Source organism: Ruegeria sp. HKCCD7181 (assembly GCF_057221055.1).
In genome coordinates this window covers 45,496-57,747 of sequence record NZ_JBWVBC010000012.1, presented here as the reverse complement: position 1 = coordinate 57,747, position 12,252 = coordinate 45,496, and the positions used below count along the sequence as shown (strand labels likewise).

Annotated in this window: 13 protein-coding genes; 6 read left to right on the top strand and 7 right to left on the bottom strand. The window is 56.5% G+C overall.

Features of this window, described 5'->3' with window-relative positions; translation table 11 throughout:
• Positions 1-125: 125 nt before the first annotated feature.
• From AC2TCY_RS19675 to AC2TCY_RS19660, 4 genes are all read left to right on the top strand, one after another.
• Positions 126-1,736: an FAD-dependent oxidoreductase gene (locus AC2TCY_RS19675; RefSeq protein WP_480850025.1), complete on the top strand. Its 1,611-nt coding sequence runs from the start codon at positions 126-128 to the stop codon at positions 1,734-1,736.
• Between the two features lie 5 nt (positions 1,737-1,741).
• Entirely contained in the window at positions 1,742-1,939 is a 198-nt protein-coding gene (locus AC2TCY_RS19670; protein WP_480850023.1) for a DUF2783 domain-containing protein, read from the top strand.
• 6 nt (positions 1,940-1,945) lie between these two features.
• Positions 1,946-2,488, top strand: coding sequence for a VOC family protein (locus AC2TCY_RS19665; RefSeq protein WP_480850022.1), 543 nt, complete (start codon positions 1,946-1,948; stop codon positions 2,486-2,488).
• 128 nt (positions 2,489-2,616) lie between these two features.
• Positions 2,617-2,946 carry a DOPA 4,5-dioxygenase family protein gene (locus AC2TCY_RS19660; protein ID WP_480850020.1) on the top strand — a complete coding sequence of 110 codons (330 nt, stop codon included), beginning with the start codon at positions 2,617-2,619 and terminating at the stop codon, positions 2,944-2,946.
• Here AC2TCY_RS19660 and AC2TCY_RS19655 read toward each other — a convergent pair.
• Complete coding sequence (locus tag AC2TCY_RS19655; RefSeq protein WP_480850018.1) at positions 2,943-4,571, bottom strand: acyl-CoA synthetase; 1,629 nt, start codon at positions 4,569-4,571, stop codon at positions 2,943-2,945. The two genes, AC2TCY_RS19660 and AC2TCY_RS19655, sit on opposite strands and share 4 nt — an antisense overlap.
• Positions 4,572-4,790: 219 nt before the next feature.
• Here AC2TCY_RS19655 and AC2TCY_RS19650 point away from each other — a divergent pair, with 219 nt between their 5' ends.
• Positions 4,791-6,182: an aminotransferase family protein gene (locus AC2TCY_RS19650; RefSeq protein WP_480850016.1), complete on the top strand. Its 1,392-nt coding sequence runs from the start codon at positions 4,791-4,793 to the stop codon at positions 6,180-6,182.
• A gap of 115 nt (positions 6,183-6,297) precedes the next feature.
• Here AC2TCY_RS19650 and AC2TCY_RS19645 read toward each other — a convergent pair whose 3' ends face one another.
• A complete protein-coding gene (locus tag AC2TCY_RS19645; protein ID WP_480850014.1) occupies positions 6,298-6,675 on the bottom strand; it encodes a winged helix-turn-helix transcriptional regulator in 378 nt (125 codons plus the stop codon).
• A gap of 181 nt (positions 6,676-6,856) precedes the next feature.
• Here AC2TCY_RS19645 and AC2TCY_RS19640 point away from each other — a divergent pair, with 181 nt between their 5' ends.
• A complete protein-coding gene (locus AC2TCY_RS19640; protein WP_480850012.1) occupies positions 6,857-7,621 on the top strand; it encodes a nuclear transport factor 2 family protein in 765 nt (254 codons plus the stop codon).
• A 173-nt stretch (positions 7,622-7,794) separates the two neighbouring features.
• Here the strand turns inward: AC2TCY_RS19640 and rplT are convergent, their stop codons facing one another.
• From rplT to pyk, 5 genes are all read right to left on the bottom strand, one after another.
• A complete protein-coding gene (gene rplT / locus AC2TCY_RS19635; RefSeq protein WP_142637903.1) occupies positions 7,795-8,160 on the bottom strand; it encodes a 50S ribosomal protein L20 in 366 nt (121 codons plus the stop codon).
• A 14-nt stretch (positions 8,161-8,174) separates the two neighbouring features.
• A complete protein-coding gene (gene rpmI / locus AC2TCY_RS19630; protein WP_010443552.1) occupies positions 8,175-8,375 on the bottom strand; it encodes a 50S ribosomal protein L35 in 201 nt (66 codons plus the stop codon).
• Between the two features lie 181 nt (positions 8,376-8,556).
• The gene (locus AC2TCY_RS19625) at positions 8,557-10,107 is read right to left on the bottom strand and encodes an alanine/glycine:cation symporter family protein (RefSeq protein ID WP_480850010.1); all 1,551 of its coding nucleotides are present in this window, start codon (positions 10,105-10,107) and stop codon (positions 8,557-8,559) included.
• 14 nt (positions 10,108-10,121) lie between these two features.
• Positions 10,122-10,559 carry a universal stress protein gene (locus AC2TCY_RS19620; RefSeq protein ID WP_480850009.1) on the bottom strand — a complete coding sequence of 146 codons (438 nt, stop codon included), beginning with the start codon at positions 10,557-10,559 and terminating at the stop codon, positions 10,122-10,124.
• A gap of 247 nt (positions 10,560-10,806) precedes the next feature.
• Positions 10,807-12,252: a pyruvate kinase gene (gene pyk, locus AC2TCY_RS19615; protein ID WP_480850007.1), complete on the bottom strand. Its 1,446-nt coding sequence runs from the start codon at positions 12,250-12,252 to the stop codon at positions 10,807-10,809.

Genomic DNA, 12,252 nt, shown 5'->3' with positions numbered 1-12,252 from the left:
GCCGAATTTGATCCAGATCGTGTCGGCCCGGAACAAACGATGAGAGGATAATGCTGACCCTCTGGCGCTGTCGCGCCAGAGCACAGACGAGGTGCGACCTGCGCGCAGAACCTGGGAGAGAGACTGTGAACAAAATATTTGAAACACCAATATATGCCTACGAGCCAAGCCCGGACCAAGCGACCTCTGCGCCGGTGCGCCACAAGGTTATCGTGGTTGGCGCAGGCCCTGTAGGCTTGGCCGCTGCCATTGATTTGGCCCAACAAGGGGTCGAGGTTCTGGTGCTGGACGAAAACGATAAGGTCAGTTTCGGAAGCCGCGCCATCTGCTTCGCCAAACGGCCGTTGGAAATCCTCGACCGTCTGGGATGTGGCCAGCCCATGGTGGATAAGGGCGTCGTCTGGAACCTCGGTAAAGTCTTTTTCGACGACCGGAAGGTTTATGACTTCAACCTGCTGCCTGAGGACGGCCACCAGCGCCCCGCCTTCATCAATTTGCAGCAATACTATTTTGAACAGTTTCTGGTCGAGCGGGTCCGCGAACTGCAGAATGAGGGCGCGCCCATCGAAATCCGTGGCCGCAACAAAGTCGAAGCCGTCGGCACCCATCCTGACCATGTCAAGCTTGAGGTGGACACACCCGAAGGTTCCTACACCATCGAAGCCGACTGGGTTATTGCCTGCGACGGCGCCGGGTCGCCCATGCGGGCCATGTTGGGCAAGGATTTCGTGGGCCGGGTGTTTGAAGACAACTTCCTGATCGCCGACGTCATCATGGACGCCGATTTCCCGACGGAACGCTGGTTTTGGTTCGACCCGCCGTTCAACAAGGGACAATCGGCGCTGTTGCACAAGCAGCCCGACAACGTTTGGCGTATCGATCTGCAACTGGGCTGGGACATCGACAAGGAACGCGAAAAGCGCCCCGAAAACGTGATACCGCGCCTTAAGGCGATGCTGGGCGAAGACGTTCAGTTCGAACTGGAATGGGTCAGCATCTACACGTTCCAGTGCCGCCGGATGGAGCAGTTCCGCCACGGACGTGTGATCTTTGCGGGCGACAGTGCCCACCAGGTCAGTCCCTTCGGCGCACGGGGGGCCAATTCGGGTCTGCAAGATACCGACAACCTGTGCTGGAAGTTGAAAATGGTCATGGACGGCACCGCACCAGAGTCATTGCTGGACAGTTATGATGCCGAACGGGTTCAGGGCGCAGACGAAAACATTCTGAACTCCAGCCGGTCTACCGATTTCATCACACCAAAATCGCCGATGTCACGGATCATGCGCGATGCGGTGCTGGATCTCAGCGAACGCTATGAATTCGCGCGCCCGCTGGTCAATTCCGGCCGCTTGAGCGTGCCTTGCACCCATGACGGGTCACCACTGAACTCGGCTGACGCGCTGAACGGCCCGGCCCGCACGCGGCCAGGGTCGCCCTGCCCTGACGCGCCTTTGGGCGATGAGTTCCTGCTGTCGAAACTGGGTGGGGAGTTCATCCTTCTGACCATAGACGCCGATGCGCCTGATCAGATCGAGGTAGACGGTGTAACGGTCAAACGGTTGGCCCTGTCGGTCAAGGACGACCCGACGATGGAGCTCAAACGCCGCTATCTGGGCGACGCGACCAGCGCTGTTTACCTGATCCGCCCTGATCAGCATGTGGCGGCACGGCGCGACAGCTTTGAAGAAAATGCAATGCGGCACGCGGTTCTCCGCGCCACAGGTAAGGAGTAAACGCCATGGCCGACCTGATCCTTTCACCGAACATCGACAGGGCAGATGACTTCTACGCCAATCTGCTGACTGCGCATGAAGGTCTGGAGAAATCCGACAGCGATGCTTTGAACGCCAGACTGGTGCTGGTTCTGGCAAACCACATCGGCGACACCGACGTACTGACACAAGCGCTGGATGCGGCCGCGCTAAAGCAGGAGTGACAACCCATGAAAATCGAACAGATTCACCACGTCGCCTATCGTTGCAAAGATGCGAAAGAGACCGTGGAATGGTACGGCAAGATGCTGAACATGGATTTCATCCTGGCGATTGCCGAAGACAAAGTGCCTTCAACCCACGAACCTGATCCCTACATGCATCTGTTTCTCGATGCTGGAAACGGAAACGTGCTGGCCTTTTTCGAGCTTCCGACCAAACCCGAAATGGGCCGCGACCCGAACACACCGGTTTGGGTCCAGCACATCGCGTTCAAGGTGAAAGACCGCGATGAATTGATCGCGTTCAAGGACCATCTTGAAGCTAATGGGGTCGAGGTGCTCGGCGTTACGGACCACTCGATCTTTCACTCGATCTATTTCTTCGATCCAAACGGCCACCGGGTCGAACTGGCCTGCCCGGACCCCGAGGAAGAAGCCATGCTGGCCCGACTGGACAGCGTGAAGTGGGAGATGCTCGAAGAGTGGTCGCGCACCAAAAAAGCTCCGCAACATGCGGACTGGTTGCACGCCAAAGAACTCAACAAAGATTGAGCTAAGGACGACTCCAATTGTGCGCCGGGATAACGGTTAATCCCGGCGCACATTTGCTGTGTGACCGCGCAGATTTCATGGTTGCCTACATCGTATTAGATAGATCCAAACAGATGTAGGGGAATACGATGCCCGAGATCATCGGCTATCACGCACATATCTATTTCGACACCGAAACCCAGGATACAGCCCGAGAGGTTTGTGAAGAAGCCGCACGCCTGTTTCCCGTAAGGTTAGGTCGAATGCATACCCGCGCCGTTGGTCCCCATCCGCGTTGGAGCTGCCAGCTGGGTTTTGCACCCGAAGTGTTTGAACGCATCATCCCTTGGCTGATGCTTAACCGACAGGGCCTGACGATCTTCACCCACCCGGAAACCGGCGACCATCTGCTTGATCACAGGGATCGCGCCATCTGGATGGGCGAGACTCTGGACCTGGACCTGTCGATCTTCGGCTAGCCCAGTTCCCGGGCCTGATCGCGCAGAACGAATTTCTGAATTTTACCGGTCGAGGTTTTGGGCAGCGAACCGAAGACTACCGTTTTGGGTGCCTTGAAATGGGCCATGTTATCGCGACAAAAGGCGATCACCTCAGCCTCAGTCGCCGCGACACCCGGCTTCAGTTCCACAAAGGCGCAGGGCGTTTCTCCCCATTTCTCGTCAGGCCGTGCCACCACCGCGGCCTCCATCACGGCCGGGTGCTTGTACAGGATGTCCTCGACCTCGACCGACGAGATATTTTCGCCGCCAGAAATTATGATGTCCTTAGACCTGTCTTTCAGAGCGATATAGCCATCCGGGTGCATCACCCCAAGATCGCCTGAAGCGAACCAACCACCTTTGAACGCTTTGTCCGTAGCATCAGGATTCTTCAGATAGCCCTTCATCACGATATTGCCCTGCATGAAGATCTCACCCATGGTTTCTCCGTCAGCTGGTACAGGCTCCAACGTGTCGGGATCGGCCACCATCAGGCCGGACAAAGCAACGTATTTGACCCCTTGGCGCACTTTCAGCGCCGCCCGCTCTGTGCCTTCCTTTTCGTTCCATTCATCCTTCCAGGCGCAGACCACGGATGGCCCGTAGGTTTCAGTCAGACCGTAGACATGGGTCACCTCGACACCCATCCCCTCCATTGCTTCAATCACTTTGGCCGGGGGCGGCGCGCCTGCAGTCATCACCTTGATCTGTTGGCTGAAATCCTTGAGGTGGTCTGGTGCGTTTGCCAGCATGTTCAGCACGATGGGCGCGCCGCAGAAATGGGTAACACCTTCATTGCGGAACGCGTGGTAGATCGGTTCATCCCGGACAGCGCGCAGACATACGGACGTGCCTGCATTGGCAGCCATGGTCCACGGGAAACACCAGCCATTGCAGTGAAACATCGGCAAAGTCCACAGGTAAACCGAGTGCTGCGGCATGCCCCATGTTAGAATGTTTGAGGTCGCATTCAGCGCAGCTCCCCGATGGTGATAGACAACACCCTTGGGATTACCGGTGGTCCCCGACGTGTAGTTTAGCGTAATGGCGTCCCATTCATCCGCAGGCAGCGACCAGTCGAATTCAGGATCACCCTCGGCCAGCAACGCGTCGTAGTTCAGATCACCGAGCCGTTCACCCCCTTGGAAACTGGGGTCTTCGATATCGATGACCAGCAGATCATGGTCCACCTGCGTCAGAGCTTGCTTCACAACGCCCGAAAACTCAGGATCGACTAGCAATACCTTGGCCTCCGCATGGTTGAGGATGAAGGCGATGATGGGCGCATCAAGCCTTGTGTTGATCGCGTTCAAAACGGCCCCGGTCATGGGCACCCCAAAATGCGCCTCGTACAGTTCCGGAATATTGGCCGCGATGATTGACACGGTGTCACCAACGCCAACGCCTTGCGCCGACAACGCACCTGCCAGCCGGCGGCACCGATCATAGGTTTCGGACCAGGTGTACTTTCGGTTCTCATAGATAACGGATGGGTAGTCCGGATAAACCGCCGCCGTCCGCTCGATGTAACTGAGCGGGGAAAGGGGCGTGAAATTAGCAGGGGTCTTGTCCAGATGCTGCTGATAAATGGGCTCGTCTGTCATCCGGTGCTCCTCCCAATCGCGACAGGTTCGGGTATTGAGCACAATGCGTGCACTAAAACAAACCCGTAAAAATACGCAAAAGTGTTTCACTGGCGTTATTCTAAGAGTTAATCTGGCCCTACTTCCCGCGCTATATTCAAGCTGATCTACGTCATCACGTCACAGCGCGCCCGCTGGGGCATATTGATTCCCGAGCGCCTTACTTTGAAAGGACATGTCATGGACGGCACGTTCAACGAAAACGATCTTTCCCGCGTAGTCGAGGCCGACCGCGCCCACATCTGGCATCACCTGATCCAGCACAAGCCTTTCGAAACCAACGATCCACGCATCATTGTCGAAGGCAAAGGAATGCGCGTCTGGGACCAAAAAGGCAAAGAGCATCTGGATGCGGTCTCTGGTGGCGTATGGACAGTGAACGTAGGCTATGGCCGCGAATCCATCTGCAAAGCCGTTTACGACCAGCTGATGAAGCTGTGCTATTTCGCCAACTCCGCGGGCTCGATCCCGGGTTCGATCTTTGCCGAGAAACTGATCAGCAAGATGCCGGGCATGAGCCGCGTCTACTACACCAACTCCGGTTCCGAAGCGAATGAGAAAGCCTTCAAGCTGGTTCGCCAGATCGCGCATAAGCGCTATGGCGGCAAGAAGACCAAGATCCTGTATCGCGACCGCGACTATCACGGCTCGACTCTTGCGGCGATGTCGGCAGGTGGTCAGGACGAGCGCAACATGCAATACGGCCCCTTCGCACCCGACTTCGTGCGCGTCCCGCATTGCATGGAATACCGCAAGCACGAACTGAACGGCGCACCTGAAGAGAACTTTGGCGAGTGGGCGGCAAACCAGATCGAAGAGGTGATCCTGCGCGAAGGTCCCGATACCGTCGGCGCGCTGTGCCTCGAGCCGGTCACCGCTGGTGGCGGTGTGATCGAGGCGCCCGAAGGGTATTGGCAGCGTGTGCAGGAGATCTGCAAGAAATACGACATCCTTCTGCATATTGACGAGGTCGTTTGCGGTGTTGGCCGTACCGGTACCTGGTTCGGATACCAGCAATACGGCATCAAGCCGGACTTCGTGACCATGGCCAAGGGCGTGGCCTCGGGCTATGCGGCCATCGCCTGCATGGTGACCACCGAAGAAGTGTTCAACATGTTCAAGGATGACGCCGACGATCCGCTCAACTATTTCCGCGACATCTCGACCTTTGGCGGGTGCACCGCTGGTCCAGCTGCGGCGGTCGAGAACATGCGCATCATCGAAGACGAGAACCTGCTGGGGAATTGCGTCGACATGGGGAACCGTATGACTGCGAACCTGCAGGCGCTAATGGAGAAGCACAAAGTCATCGGCGACGTCCGCGGCAAGGGTCTTTTCCTAGGAGCCGAACTGGTCGCTGACCGTTCGACCAAGGAACCGGTGGATGAAAAGTTGGCGCAGGCGGTCGTGGCCGACTGCATGGCGCAAGGCGTGATCATCGGCGTCACCAACCGCTCGATCCCCAGCCGCAACAACACCCTCTGCTTCTCGCCCGCGCTGATCGCGACGGCGGATGATATCGACCAGATCACCGACGCCGTTGACGGCGCGCTGGGACGTGTGTTCGGGTAAACCCGGTCAGACACTAAAAATACTGAACCGGCGCCCGTAGCGCCGGTTTGTTATGAATGACCGCTATGGCGGCAAAGCCGCCATTCGAATTTCTCGGTCTTAGTCCGCTTTGAGGTCAGCTCGCCTGCGCACGGTCGAATTGCATGCGAAATTGCCTGACCTCATCCATCTGTTCGTGCGACCAGAAGACGAGTGGCTTTAGCATCTCGAGTAAGCTGCGGCCCAAAGGCGTCAATTCATAGGATACAGCCACCGGAGGCCCGGGATCGACGGTGCGGGTTAAGTAACCGTCACGCTGCAATCCACGCAGGTTCTCGGTAAGCACACTTTGCGTAACGTCTCCGATGCAGCGCTTGAGGTCGCCAAAGCGTTTTGGCTCATCCTCCAGCGCGAGGATAATAATCATCCGCCATTTGCCGGTCACATTAGATAACACGGAGCGGATGGAGCAGTTGGAAGCTTCTGCTTTGTTGGCAACACCAATAGGTAGCATATCAGTCTCTGGTATTGTTTCGAAACTAAGGGGCACCATAGCCCTGCATCGGCTTTTGCACAACACCCTGATCTATATGGCAGTAGCGTTGAGCATACCAAGTCAGTTTAAAGTACGTAATTGCAATGTGGTATGATTTTGCTACCACGTATCGGAAGGATACGAATCAGAGGATAAAGCCATGTCTCCTAAAGAACTTGTAATCGCACTCTTTACCGCTGCCTTTGCCGATCACGACCCGGAAGCTGTGCGGCAACTCGTTACATCGGATTACATCCAGCACAACCCACAGGTCCCGACCGGAGCTGAGGGTTTGGTTGGCTTGATACCTTTGGTCGAACAATCCGGAATGACCGCAACCACGCATAGGGTTATTACCGAAGGCGATTTGGTGGTACTGCACAGCACTTTTAACAACGCTGACGCCTTTGGCGCACCGACCCTTGCCGCATTCGACATATTCCGGGTTGAGGAGGGCAAAGTTGCAGAGCATTGGGACAATTTACAGCCCGTTCCTGAAACGACGTTGTCTGGTCGGGGGATGACAGATGGCGCGACAGAGATCACGGATCTCGACAAAACCGAGGAGAACAAGGCGTTGGTTCTTGGATTTGTGCGCGACGTCTTGGGCGGTGCCGCACCAGAGAAAGCCCCCGAGTATTCTGAAGTCTACATGCAGCACAATCCAATGCTTGCCGATGGAATTGATGGCTTGATGGAGGGCACGAAGGCCTGGGCCGAACAGGGCAACGTCATAACCAAATTCGAGCCACAGATCGTAGTGGCAGAAGGCAACTTTGTCTTTGTCGCCTCAGATGCGACAGTCAGCGAAAAACCCTGGGCTTTCTTTGACCTTTGGCGCGTCGAAGATGGAAAGATTGTTGAACATTGGGACGTTGTTTCGCCCACCCCTGCTGAAATGGTGCACGGGAACGGTAAGTTCTAATAACCAGTGAGGATTGGCGGGTCGGAATTTGCGGGCCGCCAACAAAAAAACGGACCCTCGAACAGATCGCAGCATCGGTCAAAATGGGCTCTCAACAGACATTCTCTACCCAGAAAACAAAAAAAGGCCGTCCCAACGGGACGGCCCTTCTTTCACTGTCTCTTTTCAGAGGATCAGGCGGTCAGAGCAGCCTGTGCCTGGGCGACGATCGCGCCGAACGCTTCCGGTTCGTGCACAGCCAGATCGGCCAGAACTTTGCGGTCCACCTCGATACCGGCCAGGTTCAGGCCGTTGATGAAGCGGGAATATGTCAGTGCTTCGTCATGCGAACGCACAGCAGCGTTGATGCGCTGGATCCACAGCGCGCGGAAGTTGCGCTTGCGGTTCTTACGGTCGCGGGTTGCGTACTGATTGGCCTTATCGACGGCCTGACGGGCAACCTTGAAGGTGCTCTTGCGGCGGCCATAGTAACCTTTGGCGGCCTTGATGACCTTCTTGTGACGGGCGTGAGTTACGGTTCCACCTTTAACGCGGGACATCTCTAAATCTCCTCTTAGCGGTCGTAGGGCATGTAGCCCTTGACGATCTTGGCGTCGGGGGCGGACAGGGTGGTGTTGCCACGGGCATCGCGGATGAATTTCTTGGTCCGCTTGATCATGCCGTGACGCTTGCCGGCTTGGCCAGCAAGGACCTTACCGGTCGCAGTCACCTTAAAGCGCTTTTTGGCGCTCGACTTTGTCTTCATCTTAGGCATTTCCGTCTCCTTTCGGGGTTCGGTACTAAACGCGACTCGGCATGCCACATTGGCCGGTCACGCGGTCAGAAGCGCCGTTTACGCAAGTTCAGTCATACTGGCAAGGGGGTTTCGACCAGAATCTGCGCTTTTCGCAGGCTGATCAGGCACCGGGGCGACAGCACCGCCCCGGTGGTTTGGGTTAGTGGCCGAATTTGCGGATTTCACCGCTTTTCAGCCGTGCGGCGTAGGATGCAAGTTCCTGGCGTACTACTTTCATCAGGAAGTAGAGCGCAAAGACGTTCACAACCGCCATCGCAAAGATCGCCGCATCCGAGAAGTCGATGACCGGACCAAGGTTGGCCGCAGCACCGATAACCACGAAGATGCAGAAGATGATCTTGAACACCAGTTCCTTGGTGTGACCTTCGCCGAACAGGTAGGTCCAGGCCTTGAGACCATAGTAGGACCAGCTGATCATTGTCGAGAAGGCGAACAGAACCACTGCGATGGCCAGCACATAGGGGAACCAGCTGAAGGCGCTGCCAAAGGCGGCAGAGGTCAGGCTGACGCCGGAATTGCCGTCAACGGTTGCGATGGCATTGCCTGCTTCATTCAGCATGTAGTTGCCGGTTTCCGGATCGACGATCAGCTGCTGGGTGATGATGATCACCAGCGCGGTCATGGTACAGATCACGACCGTATCGATGAACGGTTCAAGCAGCGACACAAAGCCTTCGGTGATCGGTTCCTTGGTCCGCACAGCAGAGTGCGCGATGGCTGCGGAACCAACGCCCGCTTCGTTCGAGAACGCCGCACGACGGAAGCCCTGGATCAGCGCGCCGACCATACCGCCAGCAACGCCGAGACCAGTGAAAGCCCCTGCAAAGATTTGCCCAAAGGCCCAGCCGATCTGGTCCGCGTGCATGATGATGATGACCAAAGCGGCCAGCACATACATGATGCCCATGAACGGCACGACCTTCTCGGTCACCCGCGCGATGGATTTCAGGCCGCCAACAATCACCATGAAGACGATGGCGGCAAAGACCAGACCGGTAATCCAGCCAGGATAGTCGCCTGTAATCCCTGCAATCTGCTGGTGCGCCTGATTGGCCTGAAACATATTGCCGCCACCCAACGCGCCAAGGATACAGAAGATCGAGAACAGAACCGCAAGGATCTTACCACCCGGCAAACCCAGTTCGTTGAACCCTTTGGACATGTAATACATCGGGCCACCGGACACGGTGCCGTCGTCGTATTCGTTGCGGTATTTCACACCCAGCGTACATTCAGTGAATTTCGACGCCATACCCAACAGGCCCGCGATGATCATCCAGAAGGTAGCACCCGGCCCGCCGATACCCACGGCCACGGCCACGCCCGCAATGTTGCCGAGACCGACCGTGCCGGACAGCGCCGTAGCCAGAGCCTGAAAGTGACTCACCTCACCGGCATCGTTCGGATCAGAGTAGTCGCCTTTTACAAGGCTGATTGCGTGACTAAAAAACCGCAGCTGAACAAAGGCAAAATAAAGCGTGAACACAGTTGCGGCGATAACCAGCCACCCCACGATCCATGGGAATCCCGTTCCCGGAAAGGGCGCAAAAATAAAGCTAACGAAGGGTCCTGTGAAATCGGCAAAAGCCTGATTGATCTTATCGTCCAGACCTGGCGCCTCTTGCGCAGCAACGGGTCTGGCGATCAGAGCGGCGGTCGCGGCCAAACCTAGATGTTTTAACATATTCATTCTCGTCCCTCCCCTCAGTTCACAACTGTGACTGGTACATCGGCGTGCATGACCAGGTTTTGGGTCGAGCTGCCAAAGAGGCGCTTTTTGAACCCGTCTGCCGATGCGCGACCAACAATGATCTGCGTCCCGCCGTTCTCGACTGTAATGGCATTCAGTGTCTCGGCGACGTCGCCATGGCGAACAATACCGTGCGCCGTGAAGCCAGCCCCATTAAGGGCGTCTACAGCAGGTGTTACGATCCGCGTCGTTGCAAGTTCGACTTCTTCTTCGCGCCGTTTGTGACGCAAAGCGTTTTCTTCAGGCGTTTGAAAAGTGAAAGGGGACCATTCGATGACATAAACCACCAGCAATTCGCACGTACCAATCCGCTCGGCCAGATCTTTGGCAAAGGCGATTGCACGTTCTCCGGTTTCTGTCCCGTCCAGTCCAATGACAATTTTGGTTGTCATGACGTTCCTCCAATATTTTTTTGATTGTACCGGGGCCCGTGCCCCCGGCAGGGCAGCCGGAACCTGGAACTTAATGAGTAGACCGCCCCTATGGACAAGTATCCGAGAAAAACCCCAAAAAATAGAGAAGAATCTACCGAGCTCAACCAAGAACCCGGCTTTGTGTTGAAAATATTGTACTATTTTCGCCCAAAAAATGAGCAATTACCCGAAATGCAGCGGCGCAAACAGTGGGATAGCGCTGGGCTCACCCCGGGTCAGTGTTATAGATCAGTCGTTCGTCGCATGGCGCGATCCGCAAAATATTAGTAGTTCCCGGCACATTGAATGGTACCCCGGCAGTGACAACGATCTGGTCGACCTCAGACGCGAACCCGTTAGAACGGGCTGCGCGGGCGGCGGCAACGACAGCGCCCTTGAACCGTTCGAGCTCCGGCGTCATCACGCAATGGCAGCCCCAGGTCAGACACAGGCGACGGGCGGTTCCTTTCGCCGGTGTCATGGCAATGATCGGCACACCGGGCCTTTCGCGAGCCGTCAACAGTGCGGTTGTACCGCTTTGCGTGAAGCAGCAGATTGCCTTGATATCCGTCTTTTCGGCGATTTCGCGGGCGGCGGCAACGATGCCGTCGGCCAAGGTCGTTCCCTGAGCGGATCGCGATGCCACAATGATCTGGGTATATGTCGGGTCGGCTTCAACTTCGATCGCAACCTTGTTCATGGTCTGAACTGCCTCGATAGGGTAGGACCCTGCCGCAGATTCCGCGCTGAGCATGATGGCATCTGTGCCCTCATAGATCGCCGTCGCCACGTCGGAAACCTCGGCCCGTGTGGGCATCGGGCTTTCGATCATGCTTTCCAGCATCTGCGTGGCCACAATGACCGGTTTGGCAACGGCGCGACAACGGCGAACCAGCCGCTTCTGGATCGGCGGAACTGCGGACACCGGCAGTTCGACCCCCAAATCCCCGCGCGCGACCATGATCCCGTCCGAGGCATCCAAAATATCCTCGAATGCTTCAACAGCCGCAGGCTTTTCGATTTTTGACAGGATTGCTGCCCGACCGTCCGCCAGTGCGCGTGCCTCGAACACATCCTTGGCACGCTGAACAAAACTCAGCGCCAGCCAGTCGACACCCAGCTTGCAGACAAATTCCAAATCGTCGCGGTCTTTTTCAGACAATGCGGCCAGCGGCAAAACCACATCCGGGACATTTACGCCCTTACGGTTCGAAATGGTGCCGCCAGTTTCAACTGTACAATCTGCAAAATCTGACCCGCATTTCTTAACGATCAGACGAATCTTGCCATCATTGACCAGCAAACGCGCGCCGGGCTCCAGCGCTTGAAAAATTTCAGGATGAGGCAGGCAAACACGGTTGATGTCACCGGGCGCGTCGTCCAGATCCAAGCGGAAAGCAGCCCCTTCGACCAGCTCTTCAGCGCCGTTGGCAAATACGCCTACGCGCAGCTTCGGTCCCTGCAAGTCGGCCAGAATTGCGATCGGGCTGTCCAGATCCTTTTCCACTTGCCGGATAATACGGTGCTTATCGCGGATCTCATCATGGCTACCGTGGCTCATGTTCAGGCGAAATACGTCCGCTCCGGCCTCGTGCAGTGCACGAATGGTGTCGTAGTCTTCGGACGCCGGGCCCAGCGTCGCCACGATTTTCACTTTTCTCAGGCGTCGCAT

Coding starts and splice junctions, on each gene's coding strand:
- AC2TCY_RS19660 (WP_480850020.1), top strand. CDS start 2,617: ATGCCCGAGATCATCGGCTATCACGCACATATCTATTTCGACACCGAA.
- AC2TCY_RS19645 (WP_480850014.1), bottom strand. CDS start 6,675: ATGCTACCTATTGGTGTTGCCAACAAAGCAGAAGCTTCCAACTGCTCC.
- AC2TCY_RS19655 (WP_480850018.1), bottom strand. CDS start 4,571: ATGACAGACGAGCCCATTTATCAGCAGCATCTGGACAAGACCCCTGCT.
- AC2TCY_RS19670 (WP_480850023.1), top strand. CDS start 1,742: ATGGCCGACCTGATCCTTTCACCGAACATCGACAGGGCAGATGACTTC.
- AC2TCY_RS19665 (WP_480850022.1), top strand. CDS start 1,946: ATGAAAATCGAACAGATTCACCACGTCGCCTATCGTTGCAAAGATGCG.
- rplT (WP_142637903.1), bottom strand. CDS start 8,160: ATGTCCCGCGTTAAAGGTGGAACCGTAACTCACGCCCGTCACAAGAAG.
- AC2TCY_RS19640 (WP_480850012.1), top strand. CDS start 6,857: ATGTCTCCTAAAGAACTTGTAATCGCACTCTTTACCGCTGCCTTTGCC.
- AC2TCY_RS19625 (WP_480850010.1), bottom strand. CDS start 10,107: ATGAATATGTTAAAACATCTAGGTTTGGCCGCGACCGCCGCTCTGATC.
- AC2TCY_RS19620 (WP_480850009.1), bottom strand. CDS start 10,559: ATGACAACCAAAATTGTCATTGGACTGGACGGGACAGAAACCGGAGAA.
- AC2TCY_RS19650 (WP_480850016.1), top strand. CDS start 4,791: ATGGACGGCACGTTCAACGAAAACGATCTTTCCCGCGTAGTCGAGGCC.
- rpmI (WP_010443552.1), bottom strand. CDS start 8,375: ATGCCTAAGATGAAGACAAAGTCGAGCGCCAAAAAGCGCTTTAAGGTG.
- pyk (WP_480850007.1), bottom strand. CDS start 12,252: ATGCGACGCCTGAGAAAAGTGAAAATCGTGGCGACGCTGGGCCCGGCG.